The 26362-nt window shown below is 68.4% G+C and carries 28 protein-coding genes, 3 pseudogenes and 1 riboswitch; of the genes and pseudogenes, 16 read left to right on the top strand and 15 right to left on the bottom strand.

Annotated elements, in window-relative coordinates:
* Both GD1_RS25290 and GD1_RS19185 read right to left on the bottom strand, forming a co-directional pair.
* Positions 1-334, bottom strand: a pseudogene (locus GD1_RS25290) (hypothetical protein); the annotation flags it as partial.
* 156 nt (positions 335-490) lie between these two features.
* On the bottom strand, positions 491-805 hold the full coding sequence (locus tag GD1_RS19185) for a DMT family transporter (protein WP_053776859.1): 315 nt from the start codon (positions 803-805) through the stop codon (positions 491-493).
* Positions 806-821: 16 nt separating this feature from the next.
* Positions 822-888, bottom strand: a riboswitch (guanidine-III (ykkC-III) riboswitch).
* A gap of 107 nt (positions 889-995) precedes the next feature.
* Here GD1_RS19185 and GD1_RS19180 point away from each other — a divergent pair.
* The 3 genes from GD1_RS19180 (at position 996) to GD1_RS19170 (ending at position 4052) form a co-directional block, all read left to right on the top strand.
* A complete protein-coding gene (locus tag GD1_RS19180) occupies positions 996-1313 on the top strand; it encodes an antibiotic biosynthesis monooxygenase (RefSeq protein ID WP_059039179.1) in 318 nt (105 codons plus the stop codon).
* Between the two features lie 64 nt (positions 1314-1377).
* Positions 1378-2430 (top strand): alpha/beta fold hydrolase, encoded by a 1053-nt coding sequence (locus tag GD1_RS19175; protein ID WP_059039178.1) that lies wholly within the window; start codon positions 1378-1380, stop codon positions 2428-2430.
* A gap of 143 nt (positions 2431-2573) precedes the next feature.
* Entirely contained in the window at positions 2574-4052 is a 1479-nt protein-coding gene (locus tag GD1_RS19170; RefSeq protein ID WP_059039177.1) for a flavin monoamine oxidase family protein, read from the top strand.
* A 25-nt stretch (positions 4053-4077) separates the two neighbouring features.
* Here the strand turns inward: GD1_RS19170 and GD1_RS19165 are convergent, their stop codons facing one another.
* The gene (locus GD1_RS19165) at positions 4078-4797 is read right to left on the bottom strand and encodes a hypothetical protein (protein ID WP_059039176.1); all 720 of its coding nucleotides are present in this window, start codon (positions 4795-4797) and stop codon (positions 4078-4080) included.
* Between the two features lie 157 nt (positions 4798-4954).
* Here GD1_RS19165 and GD1_RS19160 point away from each other — a divergent pair, with 157 nt between their 5' ends.
* The 3 genes and pseudogenes from GD1_RS19160 (at position 4955) to GD1_RS19150 (ending at position 7463) form a co-directional block, all read left to right on the top strand.
* Complete coding sequence (locus GD1_RS19160; protein WP_059039175.1) at positions 4955-5905, top strand: esterase/lipase family protein; 951 nt, start codon at positions 4955-4957, stop codon at positions 5903-5905.
* Between the two features lie 108 nt (positions 5906-6013).
* Positions 6014-6532, top strand: a pseudogene (locus GD1_RS24435) (NAD(P)-dependent oxidoreductase); the annotation flags it as partial.
* Between the two features lie 130 nt (positions 6533-6662).
* The gene (locus GD1_RS19150) at positions 6663-7463 is read left to right on the top strand and encodes an MBL fold metallo-hydrolase (RefSeq protein ID WP_059039173.1); all 801 of its coding nucleotides are present in this window, start codon (positions 6663-6665) and stop codon (positions 7461-7463) included.
* A 9-nt stretch (positions 7464-7472) separates the two neighbouring features.
* Here GD1_RS19150 and GD1_RS19145 read toward each other — a convergent pair whose 3' ends face one another.
* A complete protein-coding gene (locus GD1_RS19145; protein ID WP_059039172.1) occupies positions 7473-8153 on the bottom strand; it encodes a TetR/AcrR family transcriptional regulator in 681 nt (226 codons plus the stop codon).
* Between the two features lie 144 nt (positions 8154-8297).
* Here GD1_RS19145 and GD1_RS19140 point away from each other — a divergent pair, with 144 nt between their 5' ends.
* From GD1_RS19140 to GD1_RS19125, 4 genes and pseudogenes are all read left to right on the top strand, one after another.
* A complete protein-coding gene (locus tag GD1_RS19140) occupies positions 8298-9191 on the top strand; it encodes an FAD-dependent monooxygenase (protein ID WP_059039171.1) in 894 nt (297 codons plus the stop codon).
* Positions 9188-9892 (top strand): aromatic-ring hydroxylase C-terminal domain-containing protein, encoded by a 705-nt coding sequence (locus GD1_RS19135; protein WP_059039170.1) that lies wholly within the window; start codon positions 9188-9190, stop codon positions 9890-9892. Before GD1_RS19140 ends, GD1_RS19135 begins: the two co-directional genes overlap by 4 nt.
* Positions 9889-11555, top strand: a pseudogene (locus tag GD1_RS19130) (FAD-binding dehydrogenase). The gene GD1_RS19135 and the pseudogene GD1_RS19130 overlap by 4 nt, the downstream one beginning before the upstream one ends.
* Positions 11555-12511, top strand: a complete 957-nt coding sequence (locus GD1_RS19125; protein ID WP_238403599.1) for an MBL fold metallo-hydrolase — start codon at positions 11555-11557, stop codon at positions 12509-12511. Before GD1_RS19130 ends, GD1_RS19125 begins: the two are co-directional and overlap by 1 nt.
* Here GD1_RS19125 and GD1_RS19120 read toward each other — a convergent pair.
* From GD1_RS19120 to GD1_RS19105, 4 genes are all read right to left on the bottom strand, one after another.
* Positions 12458-13228, bottom strand: coding sequence for a TetR/AcrR family transcriptional regulator (locus GD1_RS19120; RefSeq protein WP_083534445.1), 771 nt, complete (start codon positions 13226-13228; stop codon positions 12458-12460). The two genes, GD1_RS19125 and GD1_RS19120, sit on opposite strands and share 54 nt — an antisense overlap.
* Before the next feature lie 59 nt (positions 13229-13287).
* Positions 13288-14877, bottom strand: a complete 1590-nt coding sequence (locus GD1_RS25285; protein ID WP_202926833.1) for a zinc-binding dehydrogenase — start codon at positions 14875-14877, stop codon at positions 13288-13290.
* Between the two features lie 458 nt (positions 14878-15335).
* Entirely contained in the window at positions 15336-15659 is a 324-nt protein-coding gene (locus GD1_RS19110; RefSeq protein WP_059039169.1) for an AzlD domain-containing protein, read from the bottom strand.
* On the bottom strand, positions 15656-16393 hold the full coding sequence (locus GD1_RS19105; RefSeq protein WP_238403598.1) for an AzlC family ABC transporter permease: 738 nt from the start codon (positions 16391-16393) through the stop codon (positions 15656-15658). The genes GD1_RS19110 and GD1_RS19105 overlap by 4 nt, the downstream gene beginning before the upstream one ends.
* Positions 16394-16412: 19 nt before the next feature.
* Between GD1_RS19105 and GD1_RS19100 the strand changes: the two genes are divergently transcribed.
* Entirely contained in the window at positions 16413-17036 is a 624-nt protein-coding gene (locus tag GD1_RS19100) for a helix-turn-helix domain-containing protein (protein WP_053776912.1), read from the top strand.
* 42 nt (positions 17037-17078) lie between these two features.
* Here GD1_RS19100 and GD1_RS19095 read toward each other — a convergent pair whose 3' ends face one another.
* Positions 17079-17909, bottom strand: a complete 831-nt coding sequence (locus GD1_RS19095) for a maleylpyruvate isomerase N-terminal domain-containing protein (protein WP_157079554.1) — start codon at positions 17907-17909, stop codon at positions 17079-17081.
* A gap of 137 nt (positions 17910-18046) precedes the next feature.
* Here GD1_RS19095 and GD1_RS19090 point away from each other — a divergent pair, with 137 nt between their 5' ends.
* Positions 18047-18553: a hypothetical protein gene (locus tag GD1_RS19090; RefSeq protein WP_059039166.1), complete on the top strand. Its 507-nt coding sequence runs from the start codon at positions 18047-18049 to the stop codon at positions 18551-18553.
* A gap of 19 nt (positions 18554-18572) precedes the next feature.
* Here GD1_RS19090 and GD1_RS19085 read toward each other — a convergent pair whose 3' ends face one another.
* Both GD1_RS19085 and GD1_RS19080 read right to left on the bottom strand, forming a co-directional pair.
* The gene (locus GD1_RS19085; RefSeq protein ID WP_059039165.1) at positions 18573-20114 is read right to left on the bottom strand and encodes a 4Fe-4S binding protein; all 1542 of its coding nucleotides are present in this window, start codon (positions 20112-20114) and stop codon (positions 18573-18575) included.
* Positions 20115-20121: 7 nt separating this feature from the next.
* Positions 20122-21123 carry an AurF N-oxygenase family protein gene (locus GD1_RS19080; RefSeq protein ID WP_059039164.1) on the bottom strand — a complete coding sequence of 334 codons (1002 nt, stop codon included), beginning with the start codon at positions 21121-21123 and terminating at the stop codon, positions 20122-20124.
* A 170-nt stretch (positions 21124-21293) separates the two neighbouring features.
* On the opposite strand from GD1_RS19080, the gene GD1_RS19075 reads away from it, so the two are divergent.
* Positions 21294-23081 carry a cation:proton antiporter gene (locus tag GD1_RS19075; RefSeq protein ID WP_059039163.1) on the top strand — a complete coding sequence of 596 codons (1788 nt, stop codon included), beginning with the start codon at positions 21294-21296 and terminating at the stop codon, positions 23079-23081.
* A gap of 6 nt (positions 23082-23087) precedes the next feature.
* On the opposite strand, the gene rpsR is transcribed toward GD1_RS19075, so the two are convergent.
* From rpsR to rpmB, 4 genes are read right to left on the bottom strand one after another with little or no spacing between them, the layout of a single operon-like run.
* Complete coding sequence (rpsR, locus tag GD1_RS19070) at positions 23088-23360, bottom strand: 30S ribosomal protein S18 (RefSeq protein WP_020793647.1); 273 nt, start codon at positions 23358-23360, stop codon at positions 23088-23090.
* Between the two features lie 36 nt (positions 23361-23396).
* Positions 23397-23702 carry a 30S ribosomal protein S14 gene (gene rpsN / locus GD1_RS19065; protein ID WP_059039162.1) on the bottom strand — a complete coding sequence of 102 codons (306 nt, stop codon included), beginning with the start codon at positions 23700-23702 and terminating at the stop codon, positions 23397-23399.
* On the bottom strand, positions 23702-23866 hold the full coding sequence (gene rpmG, locus GD1_RS19060) for a 50S ribosomal protein L33 (protein ID WP_020793770.1): 165 nt from the start codon (positions 23864-23866) through the stop codon (positions 23702-23704). Before rpmG ends, rpsN begins: the two co-directional genes overlap by 1 nt.
* A complete protein-coding gene (gene rpmB / locus GD1_RS19055; protein WP_053776911.1) occupies positions 23866-24102 on the bottom strand; it encodes a 50S ribosomal protein L28 in 237 nt (78 codons plus the stop codon). Before rpmB ends, rpmG begins: the two co-directional genes overlap by 1 nt.
* 95 nt (positions 24103-24197) lie before the next feature.
* On the opposite strand from rpmB, the gene mrf reads away from it, so the two are divergent.
* The 3 genes from mrf (at position 24198) to GD1_RS19040 (ending at position 26268) form a co-directional block, all read left to right on the top strand.
* Entirely contained in the window at positions 24198-25580 is a 1383-nt protein-coding gene (gene mrf, locus GD1_RS19050) for a ribosome hibernation factor-recruiting GTPase MRF (RefSeq protein ID WP_083534440.1), read from the top strand.
* Positions 25577-25831, top strand: a complete 255-nt coding sequence (locus GD1_RS19045) for a type B 50S ribosomal protein L31 (protein ID WP_059039161.1) — start codon at positions 25577-25579, stop codon at positions 25829-25831. The genes mrf and GD1_RS19045 overlap by 4 nt, the downstream gene beginning before the upstream one ends.
* A gap of 158 nt (positions 25832-25989) precedes the next feature.
* On the top strand, positions 25990-26268 hold the full coding sequence (locus GD1_RS19040; RefSeq protein WP_059039160.1) for a hypothetical protein: 279 nt from the start codon (positions 25990-25992) through the stop codon (positions 26266-26268).
* Positions 26269-26362: the final 94 nt, after the last annotated feature.

Genomic DNA, 26362 nt, shown 5'->3' with positions numbered 1-26362 from the left:
CGATGTTCAAGGCTCCCCTCTGTAACGAGCAGGCGGTCCCGTCGGGGACGCCCACTGCCACCAGATCGCCCAGGCCGCCTGCAACCCGTCCCCACTGCCCGGTGCCGACCAGCCGTACGCGGCGCCCACGTTCGAAGCGCGACCCACCGGTAGCAGGAACTGGCGACGTACGTTGTTCGATACGACGCTGATCAGGCAGGATCCGCCGAGTGTGCCCCGGATGAGGATCGACCGTCGTACATCGAGGGCTCCGGTTGATCCCGGTGGCCAGTTCGTCGGCCCGGCGAAGTTTGCGCACGATGTCCTCCGCCGAATGCCGCTTACGTCCTGCCATGCCCTACATCGTCGCTTCTCTGCCCTGATTGGGGCAATCAGGACTCTATGACAACCCGGTTCGGTTCACGGGGTACCCGCCAACCCTTTTCGTTCCCGCTTGTCGGGTCCAGCAAGCGGAACCAGATCAGTACGCGGGGTGGTGTTCGATCGGCGATCAGTGCGCAACCTTCAACCCGATCACCCCGGCGACGATCATCGCGATGAACAGCACCTTCAGCAGCGTCGCCGACTCGGCGCCGGTGGCCATGGCGAAGACGACGGTGAGCGACGCCCCGATGCCCACCCACACCGCGTATGCGGTCCCGGTGGGCAGGGTCCGCATCGCAAATGCCAGCCCCGCCATGGACGCCACGAGTGCGACCACGAAGACGATGGTCGCCGGCCATCGCGACAGACCGTCGGATCTGCCGAGCGCTGTGGCCCACACCGATTCGAGGACACCGGACAGGATGAGAACGATCCACGCCATGACGATTCGACCTCCGCGCGCGCCGTCTTGTCGTGGGGCCGGGTACGGTGCACCTCGTCCGGGGTGCGGTTCGCGCACCTGAATCCCGACCCTAGCAAACGTCAACTGCCGGTTGCGGGCTCGTCGTATCCGGCGGTCGCGCCGACCAGGGTCTTGACTTCAACCGAACTTGAACTCCGATCATCGTCGCATGACACACGAACTGCTGCACCGCATCGACAAGTTCTCTGTCCCGGCCGAGGCGAGGGACGAGTTCCTGGATCAGATCAACGCAATCCACCGACTCCTCGGCCGGCAGCCGGGAATCCTGCGCAACGAAGTCGCCCAACTCGTCCAGGGCGACAGCACTTTCGACGTCGTCACGATGGTGGCCTGGGAGTCGAGGGCGGCAGCCGAGGCCGCAGGCCGGGCAATCGCCGACGACGCCGCGGCGCGAGGGTTCGACCGCAACGCCTTCATGCAGCGACTCGGCGTCACCGGCGATTTCGGAACCTACGTCATCGCGTGATCTGCGTGTCGCCCAGCACGGAGAAGCGGGTCGGTGGTGCACCTGCTCTGGCACCATCGTCTCCGTGACCCGCACCGGCCCCACCCGAACCCTCGCCCGCGCAGCACTGATCGGTGGGCCCGTACTCGTCGGAGCGGCGGCGGTGGCGCGATTCGCGGCGACCAATCTCTGCACATTCCGGCGGGACTGGCGGTCGGTGCTCGCCGCCGGGTACACCGAGAATCAGGTCGTCGTCGACGGTGTGGTGATCAACTACGGGGAGGGGCCGGCACGCGGGAAGCCGCCACTGCTGTTGATCCACGGGCAGGCGTCGGACTGGAAGTCGTACGCTCCTGCGCTGCCCGATCTGGCCGCAATGTTTCACGTGTACGCCGTCGACGTCCCCGGCCACGGCGGCTCGGACCGGATCGCCGATGGCTACACCGCCATCGGAATCGGTGCGCTGCTGAAGCGATTCGTCGACGACGTGATCGGCGAACCGGTCGTCCTCTCCGGCCACTCCTCGGGTGGACAACTCGCCGCATGGCTTGCCGCGAATGCTCCCGATGACGTCACCGCAGTCCTCCTCGAGGACCCGCCGATGTTCACCACACTGCTTCCGCGCGCCGAAAAGACGTGGAACTGGGTCGATCTCGCGACCTGCTGCCACTCGTTCCTCACCGCTGACGACACCGACTTCGTCCGCTACTACTGGGTCCACCAATACATGTGGAAATACTTCGGGGCCGGAGCCGGCCGAATCCGCCGGCTCGGAACCAGATCCCGCGACCGGCATCCCGATCGTCCGCTCGCCCTGTGGTGGTGGCCGGTCAACAACCTGCTCCGCAGTATGCAGACCTACGACCCGGTATTCGGGGACGCGTTCTACACCGACAGGTGGGACGAGGGGTTCGACCATGAATCCACATTGAAAGCTGTTGTTCAGCAGACGATCTATGTGCACACCGCCGTGGACTTCGACGGCGACATCCTCCGTGGGGCCGCCTCCGACGACGACGCGGCCCGGATCGCGCAGTTGCTCCCGAACGCGAGGCTGGTGCAGACCGACACCGGCCACGGCTTCCACGACGAGGACCCCGCGCACTTCGTACGGCTGCTGGACGAACTGCGTCGGTGAGGCCGGCGTTCACCGTTCCACATGAGATGACGCGCCAACACTGTTACGCTCCCCGAAATACTTGATCGAACGATCGACATCGGGGTCGAGGAATGCCCGTGTCCACGCGGGTGACAGGGTTGTGACGAGAGTGAGAGGTGAGCATGACTTCTGGTGTGACGCGGCGTCGATTCTTGTCGGGCAGTGCGATGGCGGCCGGGGCCGCGGCAGGTGCGATGACGTTCGGCCGGGGGTCGGCACAGGCTGCACCCGTCGACGGCGAGGTGGACGCGATCGTCGTCGGAGCCGGTCTGTCGGGTCTGGCCGCGGCGAAGTCTCTGGTCGAAGGCGGTGCGTCGGTTGTCGTCCTCGAAGCGCGTGACCGGCCGGGCGGTCGCGTCCACAACATCACCTCGCCCAAACTGGGCGCCACCCTCGATGCCGGAGCCGAGTTCATCGGCCCGACCCAGAACCACATCGCCGCGCTCGCCAGGGAATACGGCGTCGCCACCCTTCCCACCTACAACGCCGGCGACAGCATCTTCTTCGACGACGGTCGGGCACAACGGATGTCGGCGTCGGTTCCGTTGCCGCTGATCCCCGACATCGGGCAGGCCGGACCGGCACTGGCCCGCGCCCAGGCCGACGCGCTCGCCGGGTTCCCGGTGGGGGAGCCGTGGAAGCATCCCCATGCGCGCTACCTGGACTCGCTGACCTGGAAGCAGTACACCGACCAGATGGTCTCCACCCAGTCGGCCCGCGACCTGATGCAGATCGCGATGTCGGCGCCGTTGTCGGTGCGACCGGACGAGGTGTCGGCGCTGTACTTCCTCAACTACATCGCCGCATCCGGCGACGAGAACAATCCCGGCACGCTGATCCGACTGCTCAGCACCGACGACGGCGCACAGGAGCGGCTCTTCGTCGGCGGTGCCGCACAGATCCCGCTGCGCATGGCCAAGGCCCTCGGTGACCGCGTGGTCTACAACTCCCCGGTCCGCTCGATCTCGTGGAACGGCAAGCGGGCCACGGTATCCAGTGATCAGGGCACCTTCGCCGGGCGCCGCGTCGTCGTCGCCATGTCGCCGGCCATCAGCGGCCAGATCGACTACCGGCCCGGCCTGTCGGCGGCCCGTAAGGGGCTGCACCGCGGCTATCACATGGGTGCGGTCAGCAAGTTCGCCGCGCTCTATCCCACGGCGTTCTGGCGCAAGAAGGGGCTCTCGGGCCAGGTCTACGGCGACGGCCGGCCGATCGACGTGACCTTCGAGTCCTACACCGAGGGTCACCACATCCTGATGGGCTTCATCTCCGCCGACGCCATGCGCCGCCTCGACCACCAGCCCGAGTCGGTGCTGGTGCGCGAGTGTATCGAGAACTTCGTCGACTACTTCGGCCCCGAGGCCCGCGACTACCTCGACTATGGCGTCTTCAAGTGGGATCTCGAACCGTGGTCCAAGGGCGGACCGGTGGCGGTCAGCTCGCCGGGCACCCTCACCCAGTACGGGCCCGCCCTGCGCGATCCGGTGGGCCCGGTCCACTGGGCCGGCACCGAGACCGCCGACTACTGGACCGGCTACATGGACGGTGCGGTGCGCTCCGGGCAGCGCGCGGCCCGCGAGGTTCTCGGCGTGCTGTCGTGAGATCCGCGCGCGCCGGGCTCGGAGGTCAGGCGACCGTCGCGATCCCGAGGCTCGGGAAGAAGTAGCAGGTGGCATCGCCCTTCTTGATCGATCCGTAGATCGCCGAGAGCACCGTGCCCTGACCGGTCTCGACGATCCCGCCGCGAACACCGTTGGACGGGATCACATTGAGCTTCGACTTGAACTCGTTGAGTAGCGGGTTCGACGCGGAGATGCCGGCACGTGCGGCGACGGCGTCGACCAGTACGTCGGTGAGTCCGCCCATGGGCGCGCCGAGACCGCCCTGGAAGGTGTTCACGTTCAGCCAGGCGACCTGCATCCCGGACTTGTCGCCGGAGTCGTCGAAGGTCCCGACCGGTACGAACCCGTACAGGATCTCGCCGGCCCGGACGGCATTGAGGTCGACGCCGAGGATGGTCAGGTCCTTGAAGAGCGGCGTGTACGGGCCGGGAATCGCGCCGCCGATCGCCGACGGGAAGGTGAAGTCGGTGCACGCACCGATGGTGGGCGTGAACGGGGTGATGCCCAGCTGGTCGAGCAGGGCGTTCGCCGCCTCGATGCCGTCGATCGCGCCGGCGGCCTGCGTCGGCGACGGCGTGATCGCGTCGAGGGCGCGTTTGGCGGCCAGCGCTTCGGCCGAGACCGGCGGGGCGGCGTCGGCGGTGGCGGGTGCGATGAGTGCACCGCCGACCAGCGCGACGGACGCCGCGGCCGCGACCAGCATGTGGCGAAGAGTCGATTTCATGATGGACCTCCATGGGTGATGACCTCGACCCCCGATCGAGAGTTATTGTGGCCCTGTACCGGGCGTCCTCGGGGCGAAATCGGGTGAAACCGGACGGTTCTGCGACCGATTCCTGGAAACGTCTCATCGTTTGGTGGAGCAGTTGTAGCTTCGGATCATGAGAACCAGGGGGATCCTCATCGCCGTCCTGTCCGCTCTTGCCGCGATCGCGGCGCTCGTCGGACCGGGTGGCGGTGTGGCCCGTGCCGATCTGCCGGTCCAGTACAGCTTCCTGAGTGGTATCCCGGGCGAGCTGACCCATCCGGGCGGATCGCTGCCCGGTTCCAACGACTTTCACTGCAAGCCATCTGCCGAGCATCCCAATCCGGTTGTGCTGGTGCATGGTACGGGCGGATCGCAGCAGACCAATTGGGGTACCTATGTCCCGCTGCTGAAGAACGAGGGGTACTGCGTCTTCGCGCTCACCTACGGTCAGATCCCCGGCGCGCCATGGCCGATCAGTGCCATCGGCGGAATGGGGCCGATGCAGGATTCGGCAGCCGAACTCGGCCGCTACGTCGACAAGGTCCTCGCCGCCACCGGTGCGGAGAAGGTCGACATCGTCGGACATTCGCAGGGAACGGCGATACCGGACTACTACGCCAAATATCTCGGCGGCGCCGACAAGATCGACAAGTACGTCTCCCTGGCGCCACTGTGGAACGGGACCAACACCTTTGGCGCAGTACTGCTGCTGCCACTCGTCCGGCAACTCGGGGTCAGCGCCGAACAGCTGCCGATCTGCCAGGCATGCGGGCAATTCGACCCGAAGTCGCCGTTCGTGACCGAACTACGCGCCGGTGGTGTCTACCTGCCGCACATCACCTACACCAACATCGCCACCCGCTACGACGAACTCGTCGTGCCCTACACGTCCGGGCTGGAGCCGGGCGGCGCGAACGTGCACAACATCGTCGTGCAGGACGGATGCCCCGTCGACTACTCCGAGCACGCCGGTGTCGCCGGGTCGCGACGGGCCGCGTTCTTTGTGCTCAATGCCCTCGACCCGGATCATCCGAGACCGGTCCCGTGTGATCGGGCCGCACCGATCACCGGCAGTCCGTTCTAGCGGGCGTGCCACCCGCGCCTGCGGGGTGAGCGGCTCCGTCCCCGTCCGGCCCCGACCCGATTAGCCTACGATGTAGGTTATTCAGGTGTCGATCGGAAGGGGAACCGCATGAAGATCACGATCCTGGGTGCCACCGGCAATGTCGGGTCGGCGACGATGCGCGAGGCCGTCGCCGCCGGACACGAGGTGGTCGCCTATGTCCGACGACCCGATGCGGTCGAGAAGCTTCCAGGGGTCACGGTGGTCGCCGGTGACGTCGACGATCCGATCGGTCTGGCGGCGGCGATCAGGGGCGCCGATGCGGTGATCGCGGCGGTCACCGGTCCCACCAAGGACACCACGTTCACCCAGCGGACGCTGCCCGCCATCGTCGCCGCCATGGAGCAGGCCGGCGTCGCCCGGCTGGTCCAGGTCTCGGCCTTCGGCGTCGGCGACACCGCCGACAAGGCGTCCTGGTTCGCGCGCCTGATCTACCGCACCGTGCTCGGCAAGTTCTTCGCCGACAAGGCCGCCGCCGAAGGTGTCCTCACGGATTCGACGCTCGACTGGGTCATCGTCTACCCGGTCAACCTGAAGAAGGGCGATGCCGTGAAGGACTGGGCGGCAATGCCTCTCGAGAGAGTTGCCCGGGTTCCGGGATTGCCGACACTGCCGTTTGCCAATGTGGCCACGACGTTGGTGGAACTCGCCGGGAGTACCCGCCTCGATGCGCGCCGTATCCTCGTCACCACGGCATCCGGGTGGAAGGCGAACTGGCATGAAAGTCCATCACCTCAACTGCGGAACCATGCATCCATACGTGGTTCCCGACGGATTGGTCTGTCACGTCCTGCTCGTGGAGACCGACGACGGCCTCGCCTTGGTGGACTCGGGCTTCGGTCTGCTCGACGGTCCGCAGTGGAAGACCCGGATGGGCTCGACCAGCCGATTTCTGCGCCCCGAGTACGCCGACACCGAGACCGCGATCCGCCAGGTGGAGGCCCTCGGATACGACCCACACGACGTCCGCGACATCGTCCTGACCCACTTCGACGGTGATCACTTCGGCGGTGTCGACGATTTCCCATGGGCGCGTGTGCATCTCACCGCAGATGAGGTCGATGCCGCCCGGGCCCGTGCCACCCTCGTCGAAAAGCGCCGCTACCGGGAGGGGTTCATCGACGAGCTGACCGTGGTCGGTCACTCGCCGAGCACCGCCGAACCCTGGCGGGGATTCCCCGCCGCGACCGAACTGACCGACATCGCCCCCGGAATCGTGCTCGTCGCCCTCCCCGGGCATTCTCGCGGTCACGCCGCGGTGGCCGTCGACGCAGGCGATCACTGGACCCTGCACGTCGGGGACAGCTTCTATCACCACGGTCAGGTCGACCGAACCGGCGGCGTCCCGGTGGCGTTGCGCGTGATGGAGTCCCTGGTCGCCCGCGACCGCGCCAGGGTTCGGGCCAATCATGAACGGCTGAGCGAACTCTGGGCCGAGCACGACGCCGACCTCATCCTGGTGAACGCGCACGACCCCACGCTGCTGCGGGCTGCGCAGGTCGCCGCGGGCCGTCCGTAGGCGTCCGCTTCAGTTTGCCTCGCCGATATGCCTGTGCCGCCGGAATGCGGCCACGACACCATCGGCAACACGGTGTGCGATCTCGTCCGGCCCGTACTCGAACCGGGTCGGCTGATCCGGCCCGAAGATCAGCTCCTGCTGCAGGATTGCCAACGCCGTGCGAACGGCGAAGTCCAGATCGCGTGCGGCGGCATCGTCCTCGTCGGGATGGGCAGCGGTGCCGTCGACTCCGATCGAGTGGTGCAGCGCTGTCGCCAGTCGGCGCGAGATCTGCTTGGTGAGTTCGGAGGCGCGTCGATAGACCGTCGGATTGTCCGACAGCAACATGCTGCGCAACAGCCGATGGTTGGTTCGGTAGAGCTCTGTCCACTCGGCGACCTCATGCCGGATGGACGCCTCGTCGTCGGCATCGATGCCGGTGATGGCGCCGGTCGGGCTCGTTGCAGTCTCCGCTGCGCGTCTGATGAAACGCGCGTGGAGCTCGAGTAGCAGGGCCGTCTTGTCCGAGAATCGAGCGTAGATCGCGGTCGGCGCACATCCTGCTTTCGCCGAGATCTCGGCGATGGTGATCTCCTCGAACGGCTTCTCGGCCAGGAGTTCCTCGGTGGTCGTGACGATCCGCTCCATGGTGGCGCGGCTTCGGGCCTGCCGCGGCGCGATGACCTGGGTGTCGGTGGCTCGCTGTGCCATAGCGCCACTCTAGATCACCGGGGGGTTGACTAAAACAGTAGTGCCACTACAGTATGGCGTGACGGGGATCTCACGGTTCTGAGATCCGTGGCTGCCCAGCTGAATTGCCGGGTCGATTCGTGACGACAACAAGGTGGTGAACTGATGACACAGGCGGTCATCGTGGTGGGTGCCGGTCCCGTCGGTCTGGGTGCTGCACTGGAACTGGCACGATTCGGCGTCCCGACCGTCGCTCTCGAAGCGCGCGACCGGCCGTCGGGGCATCCCAAGACGCGGAACTTCAACACCCGCACCATGGAGATCGCCCGCGGGTGGGGCACGCTGGTCTACCACCGCTTCCGTTCGGTCGACACCCCGCCCGGGTGGAAGAGCCCGATCCGGTTCTTCGACACCGTGACCGGCCGGGAGTTCGGGTCCATCGACAGCCGTGGCTTCGCCGGTCCCGGCCCGTCGGTCAGCCCGGCATTGCCGGTGATGTCCTCACAGGACCTGCTCGAATCCATCCAGCGTGACGCCGCGCGCGCCACCGGACTGGTCGACCTCCGGTTCGGTCACCGGGTGACGCATGTGGAGCGTGGGATGGCGGACGCCGACGCCGACGCCGCGGTGCGGGTCACCACCTCCGGCGGTGAAACCTATGAGCTCACCGGCGCGGCGATCGTGGCGGCCGACGGTGTGGACAGCTTCGTCCGGTCCTGCGTGGGTGCCGAACTCGAAGGCCCCCAGAGCATCCACCACTTCGTCAACTGCTACTTCCATGCACCACTCGAACAGCACGTCGCCGACCGCACGGGAGTGCTCCTCTACGTGGCCAACCCGGACGCATACGGGGTGCTGCAGCCCCTCGACGCAGCAGGCCGATGGCTGTGCCAGATCACCGTCGGAGCCGACGACTGGGATCGGGAACGATGGCCGGCGCAGCGGGTCGTGGACTGGGTCCGGGCGGCCCGTCGGTGTCGACGACGTCGAGGTGGACGTACGCAGTGTCGGGACCTGGCGGATGAACGTCACCGTCGCCGACCGGTGGCCTGGGTGTGAACACCGGTCTGCAGGGGATGCACAACGCGATGTGGAAACTTGCGATGGTCGTCCTGGGGCATGCCGACCACTCCTTGCTCGCCACCTACGACGACGAACGCCGTGCACCTGCGCGACAGACCGCCGATCAGAGCTACGTCAACTTCCAGAACGTCACCCGCATCGGTGCCGCCGAATACGGTCTCGGCGACTCCGGGCTGACGGCCGCGGAGGTCATCGCCGAGACACGAAGGTACGGAAACCATCTCGGCGTCGAGTTCGGAACACACTACACCTCGGATGCAGTCGTCCCCGACGGATCCTCACCGCCGGGTGTCGATGACGACTACTCCGACTACCAGCCGTCCGCGGTGCCCGGTTGCCGTGCCCCGCATGTGTGGCTCGGCCGCGACCGGGAGGTCTCGACGCTGGACCTGTTCGGCGCCGGGTTCACCGTACTGACCGGTCCGGACGGTCCGGAATGGCATACCGCCGTTGCACAACTGCGGGCAGACCGTCGGGTTCCGGTGGTCGGCTACACCATCGGCTCGGTGGGCCTCACCGACACCGGGGACTTCCTCGGCGCGTACGGGATCGGTGCAGCCGGGGCCGTGCTGGTGCGACCCGACGGCTACATCGCCTGGCGTTCACCGGAAGGATCGCTACGCGGCGGAGGCGAACTCATCGATGCAGTGGACAAGATCCTGGGAGGACGTGCATGAGTGACGTGATCGTGGTGGGTGCGGGGCTGGCCGGACTGGTCGCCGCACACGAACTCACTTCCCGCGGAAGGTCGGTCACCCTGGTCGACCAGGAGAACGCGCACAACCTCGGCGGCCAGGCATTCTGGTCGTTCGGTGGACTGTTCCTGGTGGACTCGCCCGAACAACGACGCTGCGGGTGCGCGATTCGTTCGAACTCGCCTGGAACGACTGGCTCGGCAGCGCGGGATTCGACCGCCTCGACGACGAGGACCGGTGGGCTCACCGCTGGGCCCGGGCCTACGTGGAATTCGCTGCAGGGGAGAAACGTTCGTGGATCGCCGAGCAGGGGATCGAGCTGACACCGATAGTCGGCTGGGCCGAGCGAGGAGATCTCACCGCAGGTGGTCACGGCAACTCCGTCCCCCGGTTCCACGTCGCATGGGACACCGGGACCGGTGTGGTCGCCCCGTTCGTGGCCAGTGCGCAGCGGGCCGGCGACCAGGGGCTGCTCACGTTCTGTCATCGGCATCGGGTGGACGAGCTGATCGTCGACCAGGGGGCGGTCACCGGGGTCCGCGGCCGGATTCTCGCACCCGACGACGCACCCCGTGGCGCGCCATCCACCCGCGACGAGATCGGCGACTTCGAGCTGCATGCGCAGCCCGTCATCGTCACCACAGGCGGGATCGGGGCGAATCATGATCTGGTGCGCCGATTCTGGCCGGAACGGATGGGAACGGCACCGCGCCACATGATCTCCGGGGTCCCCGCCTATGTGGACGGCCGCGGGCTGGAGATCGCGGCGCGAGGCGGTGCTCGCCTGGTCAACCGGGATCGGATGTGGCACTACACCGAAGGACTGCACAACTGGAATCCGATCTGGCCCGCGCACGGCATCCGAATCCTGCCCGGGCCGTCGTCGCTGTGGCTGGATGCGCTCGGCCGGCGGTTGCCCGCGCCGTGTTTTCCCGGCTATGACACCGTCGGTACGCTGCAGTACCTGCGCACCGCCGACGGCCTCGCCGAGCACGATCATTCCTGGTTCGTCCTCACGCGACGGATTCTGGAGAAGGAGTTCGCATTGTCGGGGTCGGAACAGAATCCGGATATCACCGGCGGCAGCAAACGGGAGGTGATGCGTTCCCGGCTCGCCCGCGGCATCCCCGGTCCGGTGAAGGACTTCCAAGAGCAGGGTGCCGACTTCGTCACCGCCGACACGATCGAGGAGCTGGTGGCGGGGATGAACGCGCTCACCGAGCAGCCGCTCCTCGACGCCGTCACCGTCCGTGAACAGATCGAGCAGCGAGATCTGCAAGTGGCCAATCCGTTTGCCCGGGATGCGCAGATCCAGGGAATCCACAACTCGCGGCGCTATCTCGGTGACCGGCTCAGCCGGACCACGGCGCCACATCGACTGCTCGACCCGGACAACGGTCCGCTGATCGGGGTCAAACTCCACACCCTGACCCGAAAAACGCTGGGCGGCATCCAGACCGATCTCGACTCTCGGGCACTCGGGGCCGACGGCGAACCCGTCGACGGGCTGTACGCCGCCGGTGAGGTCGCCGGCTTCGGCGGTGGGGGCGTCCACGGATACAACGCACTCGAGGGCACATTCCTCGGTGGCTGTCTGCTGTCGGGGCGGCAGGCCGGTCGCGCCGCGGCGCGGAGCGTGCTCTGATGGCCGCGCCGGGACTGTTCACCATGCTCCGCGGCCTCCGGGCCCCGTCCCTGGACCCGTGGAGACATCTCGAATCACCCCCGGCGGCAGCGGGTTCCGAGGGAAGGGTGCAGGTTCGGTTCCTCGGCGTGTCGACGTTGCTGCTGACCGACGGCACCAGCACGATCCTCACCGACGGGTTCTTCACGCGGCCGGGCCTCGTGCGGGTGCGTGCCGGCCGTGTCCGCCCCGACCGCACCGTGATCCGCGCCGCGCTCGACCGCTTCGGGATCGGTACGGTCGACGCCGTGTTCGTGGTGCACTCGCACTACGACCATGCCCTCGATTCGGCCGACGTCGCCGAGATGACCGGGGCCCGCCTGCTCGGCTCGGCCTCGATGCGCAACATCGCGCGGGGACATGGCTTCCCCGATGATCGTTTCGACCTCGTCGCCCTCGGTGAACCACGTCGGATCGGAGCGTTCACGCTGACCGCGCTACCGGCCGAGCACAGTCCGGGTGACCTCGCACCCGGATCGATCGATGCGCCGATGTCGCCGGGCGCCAAGGCCACCGACTACCGGACCGGGGACTGCTACACATTGCACATCGAGCACCACGGGCGGGAGCTGATGATCCACGCCAGCGCCAACATGCGGGCCGGTGCGATCACCGGACGCCACGCCGAGACCGTCTATCTCGGCATCGGGGTACTCGGCAAACAGACCCCGGGCTTCCGGGATGCGTACTGGCAGACCTTCGTCACCGACACCGGTGCCCGTACGGTGATCCCGATCCACTGGGACAACTTCACCCGCGGGCTGGACCGGCCACTCACACCGCTGCCGGAGTTCTTCGACGACTTCACCACGAGTATGGAGTTCCTGACCTCGCGAGCCGATGGCGAGGGAGTGCGACTCGAGCTACCGGTGCTCGGACGGGTCACCGATCCCTTCGTCGAGAAGTATTCGTCCTGAGTGGGATTCGGGATCTCGGTCCGACCCCGACCGGGGTCGCATCCGCTCGAGCGCGTCGAGCATGATGTGCAGGCCGAACTCGAACTCCGCCTCGTGATCGCATACCGCGAGATCGGCTGCTGCGGTGGCGACGGCGGGCAGCCCCGATGCGGCCAGATCGGCCCGACGCTGCTCGCCGGCCACCGGATCGCCGACGCCGAAGGTGGGGCCGGCATCCACTTCACGGAGCAGCGTGCCGAGCAGGAAGGCCAGCGCGGTACGCATCGCATGCACCGCCTGATCTGTGGGAAACCCTTGGGCCAGTAGTGGTTCGAGTACCGCTTCGATGGGTGCCAGCGCGGCCCGTGAGGTGAGCTGGCGGGTGAGCACGACCGGCGCGGCCTTCGGATGCTGGAGCATCGCCTGCCGGAACTCCCGCGCGCGCATCTCGACGTCGGCGCGGGGATCTCCCGACGACGACGTGCCGGCGAGCTCGGCCAGCAGGAGTTCGGCGAGCCCGTCGAGGATTCCGTCTTTGCCGTCGACGTGGTTGTAGAGGCTCATCGGATCGACGTCGAGCTCCTTGGCCACCCGGCGCATCGTGATCGCGTCGAGTCCCTCGGCGTCGACGATGGCCAGGGCGGTGTGCAGGACGCGATCGCGCGTGAGGGCCTTGCGGCTGCCGCGGGGCGGGCGGCCACGGCGTTTGGCGGGAGCAGGCTCAGGCGCGGAATCCACCCGACCAGTCTGCCCGACCCGCCTCACGCCGTGTCCGTCTGCTCGGCCGCCGGGCGTGATCAGCCCAGTGCCGCCATGATCTCGGCAAGAGCCGCCGGATCACCGCCGATCAGACTCGCGTCGATCTCCTGGATCGGGTTGGACCAGTCCCAGTTGTCGGCGGCCAGCTTGACCAGGTCGAACACGAACCTCTTGGTGCCGCCGACGTCGGAGATCTCGACCACCGTTCCCGGATGATGCTCGGTCTCGAAGTAGGCGAAGCGGCCGTCGGCACCACCGATCTGGCCTTCCTGACCGACGGTGAAACCCGCGGCCAGGGCGCGGTCGTAGAGGCCCTGGTAGTCCTCGGTCCAGTACGCCAGGTGTTGCACGCCCTCGTTTCCCGCCGCGAGGAAGTCGCGGTACATCGACGGGGCGTCGCCGACGGGACAGATCAGTTCGATCTGCACGCCACCGCTGTTGGCGATGGCCACGTCCATCGCCATGTCCGCCCGTTCGCCGCGATAGGTGAAGTTCTGTGGCCGAACACCTTTCAGATAGAACCAGGGTCCGACCCCGGTGGCGAGGAAGCCACGCATGGACGCCTCCACGTCGCGGACGACGTAGCCGATCTGGGCGATGCCACCGAAGATGTTGGCCACCGGGTCCGGGGCCGGATCGGGGGTGGTGTGTGCGGCCGAGAAGTCGAACACCACCTTCCCGACGCCCTGCCCGGACCGCAGGTGCTGGGCTGCCGCGAGTGCGTCGTCGGCGTCGAAGACCCGATCCAGACGCGGGGAGATCGCCCGGCTCTCGACGGCAGGCAGGACGTGTGCGGTCAGGGCGCCGACGACCGCGGCGAGCTCGGCCCGGGTGCGGATGGAGAAGGTGGTGCCGAGCAGCCGCTGGCGCCGGAACGCGACGGTGTCGAGGTCGAGCTCGGTGCCCGTACCGGCGAGGCGTCCGATGCTGACGATGGTGCCGCCGATCGCGGTGGCCGCGGGCAGCGCGGCGAACAGCGAGCCGCCGACATGGTCGAGGGTGATGGTCGCTCCGGCGCCGTCGGTGGCGGCGAGGACCACCTCCGCGAGATCTTCGGTTCGCGTGTTCACGGTGACGTCGGCGCCGGCGTCGACGAGGGCCTGGCGTTTGGCGTCGGTGGTCGTCGTCGCGATCACCGTGGAAGCGCCGAGGGCCTTGGCCATCTGTACCCCGATCAGCCCGATCGACGAGGTGGCGCCGACGATCAGGACCGAATCGCCCGCGGTGAAGCCGGCCTGTGTGACCAGCGCGTCGTGCTCGGTGATCAGCCCGACCGGTAGCGAGGCGGCCTCGGTGAAGTCGAGGCCGTGGGGGATCGGGACGACCAGGCGCGGATCGCAGATCGCGGCGTCGACGAAGGCGCCGACGGTGATGCCCATGACCGGGGTGCCCGCGGGCAGGTCCGGGCTCAGCAGGCTGCCGTTCTCGACCACCCCGGCCACCTCCATACCCGCGGTGAACGGTCCGTCGCCCTGGGAGTTGGCGGTATAGGTGCCCTCGAGGGCGTAGAGATCGGCCCGGTTGACCCCGGCGGCCATCACCCGGATCCGGAGCGCGCCGAGCTGTTCGGGAGGTGCGATGTCCTCGAGGACCCAGTCCGGGCCCTTCCCGCCGATGAGTGCACGCATGGTGTTACCCGCTTTCGTCGTCGACGTCGGACTCCCGGCGTCGGATCTGTCAGACAGGTCACAGAGTAAACCTACTGCGTAGGTATTAACAGGGGCGCGAATCGTCGTCGTGTTCAGAAACCAGGGGAAGCCGACCGTTCAGAAACTAGGGGAAACCGACCGTTCAGAAACTAGGGGAAGCTCGCCTTCCCCTGGTTTCGTCACCGTCCCCGAGTTGCAACACGGGGATGGTGACGAAAGTCGGGGAAGGTTCACTTTCCCCTGGTTTCGGCAAAGCGGCCGGGAGGGTCGACGAACGGGCATCGGAGGCGCGACCTTCCCCGACTTTCGGAACCTTCCCCGACTTTCTGGACGTTCCGCGGAACCGTCCCCGACTTTCCGGGCGTTGCTCGGGACCTTCCCCGACTTTCGGGGCGTTCCGCGGAACCTTCCCCGACTTTCGGGACCTTCCCCGACTTTCAGGCGACGCCGACAGCGCGTAGGCCGGCGGCGGTCGCGGCGGCGAGGATGACGACCGCAGCGATGGGTGCCCGGCAGATCGCGGCGATCACGCCGACGGCGACACCGGCGGGGCGAGCCCAGCCGGCGAAGTCGTGGCCGGCGTAGATCGCGCCGGTGGCGGCGACGGCGAGCAGCAACACGACAGCGGCGCGGTCCATGAGTGCGGCAATCCTCGGCGACACCGACATCCGGCTGCGCAGTGCGGGACCGGCGATCCGCAGCAGGTAGGTGCCGAGTGCGAGGGTGGCGACGCCGATCACCAACGACATGCTGTGGCTCATCCGATCTCCTCCTCGACCGTTTCGTCAGAACTTCTGTGCGCGTTGCCCATTCGTACGGTGAGCAGAACGCCGACCAGCGCGATCAGCACCGGCACGCCCGGCGGGATGAACGGCACGGCGGCCAGCGCGGCACCGGTGCCGATCAGAGCTGCTGTGGCGGTGGACTTCTCGCGCAGTGCCGGGATGGCGAGTGCGGCGAGTAGCGCGGGGAACGCGGCGTCGAGGCCCAGGACGTCCGGGTCGGCCACCATGCTGCCGAGCAGTGCGCCGAGTGCGGCCCCGGCCGGCCAGCAGGCCAGGATGCCCACGCCGCACAGGAAGAACACCGCACGTGCCCGACGCCGGTCGGTCTCCGGTGCGGTCAGTGCGGCGGTCTCGTCGTTGATCAGATGGGCGCCGATCAGCATCGACGGCCCGCGATCGAGGTGACGGCCCACGGCCAGGCCGTATCCGAGGTTGCGGGTGTTGACCAGCAGTCCGGCGGCGGCGCCGAGCAGGGGTGCGCCACCGGCGGCGAGCACGGCGACGAAGACGAACTCCGACGATCCGGCCAGGACCACCACCGCGATGATCGTCAGCTGCCACCAGCTCAGCCCCGCGCCGTGGCCGGACACCCCGTACGACATCCCGATCACCATCACCGACAGACACATCACCGCCACGGTGCGAATGGTGGCGGCGTCGAGATCGCGCCAGGGGGCGCGCACGGCAAGTGTTCTGTCCGGCGAACGCATGTCTACTAGAATGAACACCATGACAGGTGTTCGTCAAGATGGACGATCGTCCGGCGAACCGGACGATCCGGCTGTGCGGACCGACCCGAGGCAACAGCTCGACCCGAAACAGCTCGTCGCGGCCGGTCTTCGGCGCGAGCGGGCGCGGGCGGGGCTCTCGCTCGGCGAGCTGGCGCGGCGGGCGGGCGTCGGCAAGTCGACGCTCTCCCAACTCGAGTCCGGCGTCGGCAATCCCAGCGTGGAGACGATGTGGGCGCTCAGTACCGCGCTGGGCATCCAGTTCTCGGCCCTGCTCGACGCACCCGAACCGCGGGTCGAGGTGATCCGCGCGGGGGAGGGGCCGGTGATCGCGGCCGCCGACGCCGACTATCTCACCACCCTGCTGTCGTCGGCGCGGCCCGGGTCGCGCCGCGATCTCTATCTGATCCGGGCCGAGCCGGACTCGCCGCGCCGGTCGCTGCCGCACGCTCGCGGCATCGTCGAGCACGTGGTGCTCAGTGCGGGGCGGGCGCTGGTGGGGCCGGTCGACGATCCGGTCGAACTCGCACCGGGTGACTACATCTGCTATCCCGGCGATCTCCCGCACATCTTCGACGCACAGGAATCCGGCACCGTCGCGGTGCTGATCAGCGAGGCCTTCTGATCCGGCGAGGCCGTCCGGCCGACTGATGGACGGCCGGGGGTGTCACGGCTGTGGCGCGTGCCGGCTGCGGGCGTCGGCGAGCCGGCGGTTGAGACCCAGGGCCAGCCACGGCCGGGCGCCCCAGGCCATGCATCGTCCGGCCAGGAGTGACGGCGCGGCGGCGAACCGCCCGTGCGCGGCCAGTACCACCGAGATCGGGTCGATGCTGATGTGGACGTCGGCGGGTTCCGGATCGGTGGGATCGATCTCCAGGCGACCGTCGCGGAACTGATAGACGATCCGCTCGCCGGTCCGCCGGATCCGGATGTCGTAGGTGGCCGAATGACCCGAGCAGACGTGGTGGTCTGCCCACGGCCGGAGGAGTTCGTGGCCGCCACGGGTGACCATCGGTGCGATCATCGGGTCGATCGACCACTGCCGTCCGAGTGAGCGTGCGATGTCCCGGCCGCGAATGGCCATCTCGCCGATCAGGATTCCCAGGGCGGCGTCGGCCCGGACGCGGCGCTGCCCGGCGATCCGCATCATCGGCACGCGTGCGCCGAAGTGGCCGACGGTGTCGAGCAACTCGGCGAGATCCGCCCGGAACATCTCGGTCAGTCCGCGGACGTCGCGGGTGGGCAGATTGGCGATCTGCTTGGCATAGATGTCGTTGAGAAACCTTGGGTGCGAAGGCCATTCGTCGGCACCGTGGGTCAGTGCGAGGTAACGGGACGGCTCGGAGGCGACGTGCCCGACGCAGTCGGCGAGCGACCATCCGCGATGTGACTCGACGCGGACGTCGGGGGCCTCGACGTCGTACACCAATGCGGCAAACCGGTCACCCAGTTCCTGTGCCGCATCGATATAGTCGAAACGGGAGATCGTCTCGCGCATCGGTGGCTCACCCCCCATCGCACGGACGACGTTACCCGGATGGCAACAAATGTGCATCGACCGATCCACAACGATTTGATAGCGATCGATGGATCTATGGACGACGGATTCCGGATGGCCGCCGTAGCGTGGCAGCCATGACCTCGCCGTATCGCCGCAGCACCTCGGTCGCCGATCTCAGCGACCTGCCACCCGGCCTCCGCGACGCCCTGCGCAACCACGCGCACTCGCACCAGCTCGCCATCACCGACGGACTTCCCGCCTGGCTCACGCGCAGCGAGAACCCGCCGTCGTCATCACTTCTCGGGCGTGCGTTCAAGCGCCGGGCGAACTCCGCCGACCCCGACGCCGAACACCAGACGCTGGTGATCGTGCATCCCACCCACCTGATCGTCGCCATCTCGGGTGCGGTGCGCGGCGAGAGCGTGCTGTCCGGACCGCTGGTCGCACTGTCGGTCGCACGCCGGTCCATCCCGCACGCCGACCGCGTATCCGACGCCGAGGCGGGCCTGAGCATCACCGGACTGCGCATCGAGTCCGGCGACACCGGTTCCTTCTACGTCGGACTCGGGCCCGAACCGGCCGGGCAAGAGTGCGCCGACGCGGTGCGTGCGGCGATCGACGCCGCCAAGAACCCGGGCTGACCCGGGTCCGGTGCCCGGCTCAGCCGCGCCCGACGCGCAACAGGGTGCGGCGGGGCCGGGCGGTGCGGGTGCGCGGCAGACGGCCGGCCTCGAGATCGGCCAGCAGCGACGTGACGGTCTCGGTGGAGTCGGTCTTGTTGGTCCCGATGAACCCCGACGGTCCGCGCTTGATCCAGCCGGTGACGTACATGCCGGGGACGGGGCCGTCGGCGTCGACGATGCGTCCGGCGCGATGCCGGATGGTCCCGGTGGACTCGTCGAAGGGCAGGCCGGGCACCGGTCGGCCGCGGTAGCCGATCGCGGCGAGCACCAGACCCGCCTCGAGACGCTCGGTGCTGCCGTCGGGACGTGTCACCGAGATCCCGCCGACCCGGCCGTTGTCGACCTCGAGATGATCCGGGGTGCGGTCGAAGGCGAAGCGGATGTGCGGTTCGGTGGGCACCGGGCGTGCGGCGATCTCGCGCAGCAGCCGGAGTTTGGTGCGGGTGGTGGGATCGGTGGCGATCGTCGGGTCGGGTACCTCGGCGGCGTCGACGGTCACCGGGATGCCCCCGTCGACCAGTCCGACCAGCTCCGGCAGGGTGAACGCGGCGTGTTCGGCGCCGCGACGGCCGAGCACCGTGACACGTCGGACGCCCGATGTGCGCAGCGCGGTCAGCGCGTGGCGGGAGATCGGGGTACCGGCCAGGTCGTCGGGGTCACGCACCAGGATGCGGGCCACGTCGAGGGCCACGTTGCCGGTGCCGATCACCACGGCCTCGCGGACCCGGAGGTCGACGGCGAGATCGGTGAAATCGGGGTGGTCGTTGTACCAGCCGACGAACGACGTGGCGCTGGTGACGCCGAGGGCCTCGGCGCCCGGCAGGGTCAGCGGGCGGTCGGTGGGGGCGCCGCCGGCCCAGATCACCGCCGAATGCCGCGCCCGCAGCTCGGCCAGGGTCACATCCCGGCCGACCTCGGTGCGCAGGCGGATCTCCAGTGCGGGATTGCTCGCGACGTCGTCGAACAGTCGCATCACCGTGCGGGTGGAGCCGTGGTCGGGGGCGACGCCGAAGCGGGCCAGGCCGAACGGACGGTCGAGCCGCTCGTACATGGTCACCGAGACCTGGTGGTGTCGCAGCAGTTCGTCGGCGGCGTACATCGCCGACGGCCCGGAACCGACGATCCCGATCGACACCGGGCCGTCGACGGCCAGCCCCTCGGGATGGCCCACCGGTGCCAGCGGCAGCCGCCGGCCCGGGTCGACCGGGAAGCGGGCGGCGGTCAGACCCAGCGGATCGGCCATGTCGGGCGTCGACGTATCCGGTTGCGGCGCATACATCTCGGCGTTGATGTCGACGAAACGCTCCTGGCCGGGCGTCAGTCGGTGCGATGGCGTGATCGCCCCGACCGGGCAGGCGGTGACGCAGGCGCCGCAGTCGACACAGGTGTTGGGATCGATGTAGAGCATCTCGGCGATCCCGAAGTCGGGTTCGTCCGGGGTGGGATGGATGCAGTTGACCGGGCAGGCGTAGACGCAGGAGGCGTCGCCGCAGCACGCCTGGGTGACGACGTGGGGCATCGGTGGATCAGCTCGCGGTGTAGGTGGGTTCGCTGCGGTAGCGCGACTTGCGACCGGAGATGCCCAGGACCCGCCACAGCGGGCGCGAGACCGGGTTCATCAGCCCGCACTGGTCGGCGAGCATCCGGACGTCGCCGAAGACGTTGCGCAGCACACGCTTCGACTCGTCGGACTTCCAGAAGATCTCGCGCATCACCTCGTCGGGCACGTCGAACTGACGGCGGAACCCGCGCGGCGGCACCATGATCGCGCCGGCCAGTACCCGCATGGTGATCGGCATCGCCAGCGACAGCATGAAGCGCTGCACCGGGCCCTTGGCGGGCACGGTCTCCCGCAGATGGTGATGGGCGAAGGAGATGTGGCGGGCCTCCTCGGCGACGTGTAGCTGCATCACCGCGGCCATCGCCGGGTGCAGGTCCTCGCTGATCCGCAGGAAGTCCTTCTGCAGATGGTCGATCGGCTCCTCGCCGCCGAGCACGCCGAAGAAGAAGACGGTCGGGAAGATGGTGGAGGCCAGCGGGACCAGCGGGGAGAACCGGCGGTAGTACTTCTTGGCGCCCGGGACGTCCATGCCGACCCGGTTGACCAGCTCCTGGAACATCAGGGTGTGGTTGCACTCCTCGCGCGACTCGTGCGTGGTGTACCGGAACTCCTTGGCGCCGTTGGGCAGCGAGAAGCTGTACTGCATCAGACCGCGGATCAGGATGGACTCGAACTGCAGGCCCACCTTGGCGACATTGGCCTGCCGCCACATGCCGATCGCGATCTGCTTGTCCTGCGGCTGCGCCTGGTACCACGGATGACGGCCGATCGGGTCGACCTCGTAGGACAGGATCCAGCGGGGGTCGTCGGGGACGACGGCCATCTCCGGGGCATCCCAGTCGATGTCGATGTAGGGGTCGAAGTTGCGGTGCACCGACGCGGCCGACAGGTCGTCGAGGACCTGCAGGTAGTCGTTGTCCACGTCGGATTTGGCATGCTCGGGCTCGTAGCGAAGCGCTTCGGTCATCGTGAACTCCCGGTGTGACGGCGGCGACGGTGGACGGCGGCCGCATGGTGACAATGTGCGTTGTCATAGACGGTAACCCGGGTCACTCTATGCGTCAATACGCGATGTAACGGTCGGCGATGATCGGCTCCGCCGCGGATCGCCGGCGGCTTTGCGGCACGATATCTGGCATGGAGCAGATCCTGATCGTGATCGGCGTGATCCTGTTGATCACCGCTGTGGTGGAGATCGGACCCAAGGTGCACGTGCCGTCGGCGCTGGCCCTGGTGGTGATCGGTGCGGTGATCGGCATCCTGCCGGTGGTGCCTGCGGTACACCTCGACCCCGAATGGATCCTGGTCGGCGTGCTGCCGCCACTGCTCTACGCGACGGCGGTCCGGATGCCGGCCATGGAGTTCCGGCGTGACTTCGGCGCCATCTCCGCGCTGTCGGTGGTGCTGGTGCTGATCAGTGCACTGGTCCTCGGACTGTTCTTCTGGGCCGTGGTCCCGGGGATCTCCCTGGCCACCGGTGTCGCGCTGGGTGCCATCGTCAGCCCCACCGATGCCGTCGCCACCGGCATCGCCAAGAAACTCGGGGTGCCGTCACGGGTCACGGCCGTACTCGAGGGCGAGAGCCTGCTCAACGACGCCTCGGCGCTGGTGCTGTTGCGGGCGGCCGTCGCCGCGATGGCCGCGTCGATCTCCTTCGGCGGTGTGGTGCTCAACTTCTTCTACTCGGTGATCGTGGCCGTGGTGATCGGTGCGGTGATCGGCATGCTGAACCTGCGGGTGCGTGCGCGGATCACCGATCCCGCGGTCAACACTGCCATCTCGTTCACCGTCCCGTACCTGGCCTATCTGCCCACCGAGGAACTCGGCGGTTCCGGTCTGGTCGCCGCGGTCACCGCGGGCCTGATCACCGGTGCCGGGGCGGTCCGGCACCTCACCTCGCGGCACCGCATCTCCGACACCCAGAACTGGAAGATGGTCGAGATGCTCGCCGAGGGCGGCGTCTTCTTCCTGATGGGCCTGGAACTGTGGGGTCTGATCGTCGACGTCGGCAACGAGCACGACGGTGTCCAGCATGCGGTGTGGCTGGGGATGGCGGCGCTCGGCGTGACGCTGCTGGTGCGCGCGGTCTATGTGGTGCCACTGGTGTGGTGGCTGGAACGACGCCGCCGGCGCGGTGAGGCACTACGTCCGGTCCTGGAGGGGTTCACCGCCACCCCCACCGTCGCGACCGAGCCGGAGGCCCGTGGGCTGCGTCGCCGATTCTCCCGATGGCAGTGGCGGTTCCGGTTCGGCTCCCGCCGTGATCCCGACCTCGGCGGGATGACGGTGGTCTCGCCGGAGACCGCGGGCCGGATCAACGCGCGGGTCACCCGTGCACTCGCCGACATCGACTACTACGACGACGCACCGATCGGCCCCAAGGAGGCGACGATCGTGGTGTGGGCGGGCCTGCGCGGCGTCGTTACGGTGGCCGCGGCGCAGACCCTGCCCACCGACACCCCGGCGCGGTCGTTGCTGGTGCTCACCGCATTCGTGGTCGCGGCGGCGTCGCTGCTGATCCAGGGCGGCACCTTGTCGTGGGTGATCCGCAGTCTGCGGTTGCCCGACACCGCCGGCGACACCCGCGCCGAGCGGCTGCGTCTGCGCGCCGAGATGGACCAGACCGTGCAACAGGTGATGGCGACCTCCGACACCGTCCGGGACGTGCCGTGGCTGCGCGACCGTATCGAGCAGGCCAACCGCGAGGCCGACGACGACGAGGACGGCGTCGGCAGCGGGGCCACCTTCGGGCTCAGCAACACCGAACGCGCACAGATGCGGGTGGTGCGCCGCGAGATCATCAAGGCCCAGCGTGCGGACCTGTTGCGGATGCGGCGGCAGGGCAAGTACTCGTCGGAGACGTTGTCCAAGGTGCTCAGTCAGCTCGATGCCGAGGAGATCAGTCTCGATCTGCAGGGCGGATAGCGGGCGTCACCGCCGGGACTCGTACGGCAGCAACGCCATCTCGCGGGCGTTGCGGATCGCGGTGGCGACCTGTCGTTGCTGTTGCGGGGTGAGTCCGGTGAGCCGGCGCGAGCGGATGCGTCCGCGGTCGGAGATGAAGTGCCGCAGCGTGGCGACGTCCTTGTAGTCCACCGGGTCACGGCCGGTCGCGGTGATGCCGAGGGCGGTCAGCCGGTTGTGTGTCCGCGTCGAGGGTTTGGGGTCGCGGACTGTTCGCTTCTTGCCCGTCGATCTCTTCATGGGTGCTCCTGTGATGGTGTCGGGTGAGGGGTCTGGTCACCAGCTGGACTTGCGGATGCCCGGGAGTTCGCCGCGGTGGGCGAGTTCGCGGAACCGCACCCGCGACAGTCCGGTCTTGCCGATGAAGCCGCGGGGGCGGCCGTCGACGGCGTCCCGGTTGCGGATGCGCACGGGGCTGGCATCGCGGGGGAGTGCCTGCAGCCGGCGCCGGGCGTCGGCGCGGGTGTCGGCGTCCGCGGCCGGATCGGCGATGATCTGCTTGTACTCGGCCCGGCGGGCGGCGTACCGCGCGACCGTGGCCTTGCGGTGTTCGTTGCGGATGATCTTGGCCTTCTTGGCCATCAGCGGTCCTCCTTGAACTCGACGTGGCGGCGTGCGACGGGGTCGTACTTGCGCAGCACGAGGCGATCGGGGTCGTTGCGCCGGTTCTTGCGGGTGACGTAGGTGTACCCGGTTCCGGCGGTGGAGCGCAGCTTGACGATCGGACGGATCTCGTTGCGCGCCATCAGATCTTCTCCCCGCGTGCCCGGAGTTCGGCCACCACCGACTCGATCCCGCGCCGGTCGATGGTCTTGATTCCCTTGGCGCTCACGGTGAGTGTGATGTACCGGTCCTCCGACGGCAGTAGGTAGCGGCGGCGCTGGATGTTGGGGTTCCAGCGGCGATTGGTGCGCTTGTGTGAGTGCGACACCTGTTTGCCGAAGCCGGGTCGGCGCCCGGTCACCTGGCAGTGTGCGGACATGCCCATCTCCTTATTGGTAACGATTGGCGTTAATGCATTCGGCACGCTACCGTGGCGAGAAGCTAAATGGAAATCGTTGTCAAAAGTTGAGGTGAGTGGTGGAGATCGAACCGAGCGGCCCCGACCCGGCGCCGCGTACGCCGGTGATCCTGGTGGCCGGCCTCGACCCCGCGGCGGGTGCCCGCGTCGCCGATGCCCTGGTGGTGGCCGGTACGACGCTGGTCCATCACGACCTCGGGGCGGTGGCATCCGGGCGGGTGATGCGGACGGTCAGGTCGGTCGACCTCGACGGCGCGGAGACCGAGACCGTCACCGAGGTCACCCTCGAACACGGCTGCGTCTCGTGCACCCTGCGCCTGGACCTGCTGCCGCTGCTGCGTCGCCTGCACCGTCGTGAATCGGTGGAAACGATTGTGGTGCATCTCGATTCACTACTCGAACCAGAAGCGGTCTGCTGGGCCGTCGAGCATGTGACGGTCTCGGACATGCCGGGCTTCGTCGACGGTCCGGCCGGTCGTGACGTCGAGGTCTCGGCCACGATCGCGTGTCTGGCCGAGTCGGACTGGCTGACCAGTGCCACCGGCGAGATCACCGTCGGCGAGGCCGGACTCGGCGCCGTCGACGACGAGCGCACCCTCGCCCAGGTGGCCGTCGGTCAGGTCGCCTTCGCCGACGCGCTCGTCGTGCAGGGGGCCGATGCGATGATGCGGGACCGGTGGGAGACCGCCCGGCTGATGGCCGTCCTGCGTCGGCTCGCCCCCGGTGCGCCGATGATCATGGAGATCGCGCAGCGCCCGCTGACCGCGCTGATGGCGACGCAACTGCTGCGGGCGATCCCCGACGGTGCGCGCCGCGGCCGGATCGACGGTCCGCATGATCCGCTGCTGCGCGGACAGCCGCCGCTCGAACCCGAATGTGGTGTCGGGATGGTCGAGTTCGCCGCCGACCGGCCGTTCCATCCGGATCGGCTGCACGCGGCGTTCGACGCGCTGCTCGACGGCGTGGTGTGTGCTCGCGGCCGGTTGTGGCTGGCCAACCGGCCCGACGAGGCGCTGTGGCTCGAATCGGCCGGTGAGGCACTGCAGGTCAGCGCCGGCGGTCCGTGGCTCGCCGCGATGGACGAGGAGGACCTCGCCGCCGTCGATCCCGAACGTCGCGCGATGGCCGGCCTGCGATGGCATCCCGAGTTCGGCGACCGGCACAGCGCCGTCGTGGTGCTGTGCCACCGCGCCGACCCGGACGAGATCACCCGCGCCCTGCAGGCGGCCTGTCTCGACGACGCGGAGATGGCCGACGGCCAGGCGCTCTGGATGGCCTACCCGGATCCCCTCGGCCATGCCCACGCCGACCCGTGCGACCGCTCCGATCCGGCCGACCTGCGCCTGCCCGTCGCCGACACCGACGGGACGGGGCCCGACACCGACCGGGCCCGGCACGACACCGACATCACCGACCCCTACCGAGAGGACCCCCGATGAAACCCGGCATCCGCCCGCCCTACCGCCCTGTCGTCTTCCGCGACGCCTCCACCGGCACGCAGTTCCTGACCCGGTCGACCCTCACCTCCGCCGACACCGTCGAATGGACCGACGGCAACACCTACCCGCTGGTGGTGGTCGACGTGACCAGTGATTCGCATCCGTTCTGGACCGGCGCCGCGCGGCTGGTCGACACGCAGGGCCGTGTCGAACGGTTCCGGAGACGGTATGGGGACCGTGCGCGCGGCTGATCCGCACCGACCTGCGGTGGCGGATCAAAACCGCTGGTAGACAGGGCTGTCACCGTCGTCGACACGGTGTCCTCCGTTCGATCGGTTAGCGGGTTCAACGCCTGCCCGCCGGGTTAGAGTTGCTTGCACTCACGCACCCGCTCTCACCCTGGAGGATCATGCGTCTCCACGACTCGCGCCGGTCCTCGGCCCGGCGGGTCCGGCCGGTCACGGCCGCACTCGTGGTCGGCGGCGCCGGGCTGTCGGCGACGATGGCATCGGCGGCCACCGAACCGGTCCGGGCCCCGGTCGCCGCCGGCACACAATCCACACCACCCCCGGTGACCACCACGGGAACACCGTCGCCCGGGTCGATCGCGGTCATCGTGCCCGCCGTCGGCGCGGTGTCGGCGGTGGGCCGTCGGGTCCTCGGCCGGACGCGACGGAGGCGTCGATGAGCGGCGGCGGGCGGTATCCCGCGCAACCCGGTCCGGTCGACCCGACCCGGCGGGTCCGGGTGCCCGGGCCGCCTCCGGGGCCGGGGCAGCCGAA

It is taken from the genome of Gordonia desulfuricans NBRC 100010 (assembly GCF_001485495.1).
Lineage (GTDB): Bacteria > Actinomycetota > Actinomycetes > Mycobacteriales > Mycobacteriaceae > Gordonia > Gordonia desulfuricans.
Note: the sequence above shows the minus strand (reverse complement) of the source record. Positions and strands in the feature narration are given on the sequence as shown.

Coding starts and splice junctions, on each gene's coding strand:
- GD1_RS19185 (WP_053776859.1), bottom strand. CDS start 805: ATGGCGTGGATCGTTCTCATCCTGTCCGGTGTCCTCGAATCGGTGTGG.
- GD1_RS19180 (WP_059039179.1), top strand. CDS start 996: ATGACACACGAACTGCTGCACCGCATCGACAAGTTCTCTGTCCCGGCC.
- GD1_RS19170 (WP_059039177.1), top strand. CDS start 2,574: ATGACTTCTGGTGTGACGCGGCGTCGATTCTTGTCGGGCAGTGCGATG.
- GD1_RS19165 (WP_059039176.1), bottom strand. CDS start 4,797: ATGAAATCGACTCTTCGCCACATGCTGGTCGCGGCCGCGGCGTCCGTC.
- GD1_RS19160 (WP_059039175.1), top strand. CDS start 4,955: ATGAGAACCAGGGGGATCCTCATCGCCGTCCTGTCCGCTCTTGCCGCG.
- GD1_RS19150 (WP_059039173.1), top strand. CDS start 6,663: ATGAAAGTCCATCACCTCAACTGCGGAACCATGCATCCATACGTGGTT.
- GD1_RS19145 (WP_059039172.1), bottom strand. CDS start 8,153: ATGGCACAGCGAGCCACCGACACCCAGGTCATCGCGCCGCGGCAGGCC.
- GD1_RS19140 (WP_059039171.1), top strand. CDS start 8,298: ATGACACAGGCGGTCATCGTGGTGGGTGCCGGTCCCGTCGGTCTGGGT.
- GD1_RS19125 (WP_238403599.1), top strand. CDS start 11,555: ATGGCCGCGCCGGGACTGTTCACCATGCTCCGCGGCCTCCGGGCCCCG.
- GD1_RS25285 (WP_202926833.1), bottom strand. CDS start 14,877: ATGCGTGCACTCATCGGCGGGAAGGGCCCGGACTGGGTCCTCGAGGAC.
- GD1_RS19110 (WP_059039169.1), bottom strand. CDS start 15,659: ATGAGCCACAGCATGTCGTTGGTGATCGGCGTCGCCACCCTCGCACTC.
- GD1_RS19105 (WP_238403598.1), bottom strand. CDS start 16,393: ATGCGTTCGCCGGACAGAACACTTGCCGTGCGCGCCCCCTGGCGCGAT.
- GD1_RS19100 (WP_053776912.1), top strand. CDS start 16,413: ATGACAGGTGTTCGTCAAGATGGACGATCGTCCGGCGAACCGGACGAT.
- GD1_RS19095 (WP_157079554.1), bottom strand. CDS start 17,909: ATGCGCGAGACGATCTCCCGTTTCGACTATATCGATGCGGCACAGGAA.
- GD1_RS19090 (WP_059039166.1), top strand. CDS start 18,047: ATGACCTCGCCGTATCGCCGCAGCACCTCGGTCGCCGATCTCAGCGAC.
- GD1_RS19085 (WP_059039165.1), bottom strand. CDS start 20,114: ATGCCCCACGTCGTCACCCAGGCGTGCTGCGGCGACGCCTCCTGCGTC.
- GD1_RS19080 (WP_059039164.1), bottom strand. CDS start 21,123: ATGACCGAAGCGCTTCGCTACGAGCCCGAGCATGCCAAATCCGACGTG.
- GD1_RS19075 (WP_059039163.1), top strand. CDS start 21,294: ATGGAGCAGATCCTGATCGTGATCGGCGTGATCCTGTTGATCACCGCT.
- rpsR (WP_020793647.1), bottom strand. CDS start 23,360: ATGAAGAGATCGACGGGCAAGAAGCGAACAGTCCGCGACCCCAAACCC.
- rpsN (WP_059039162.1), bottom strand. CDS start 23,702: ATGGCCAAGAAGGCCAAGATCATCCGCAACGAACACCGCAAGGCCACG.
- rpmG (WP_020793770.1), bottom strand. CDS start 23,866: ATGGCGCGCAACGAGATCCGTCCGATCGTCAAGCTGCGCTCCACCGCC.
- rpmB (WP_053776911.1), bottom strand. CDS start 24,102: ATGTCCGCACACTGCCAGGTGACCGGGCGCCGACCCGGCTTCGGCAAA.
- GD1_RS19045 (WP_059039161.1), top strand. CDS start 25,577: ATGAAACCCGGCATCCGCCCGCCCTACCGCCCTGTCGTCTTCCGCGAC.
- GD1_RS19040 (WP_059039160.1), top strand. CDS start 25,990: ATGCGTCTCCACGACTCGCGCCGGTCCTCGGCCCGGCGGGTCCGGCCG.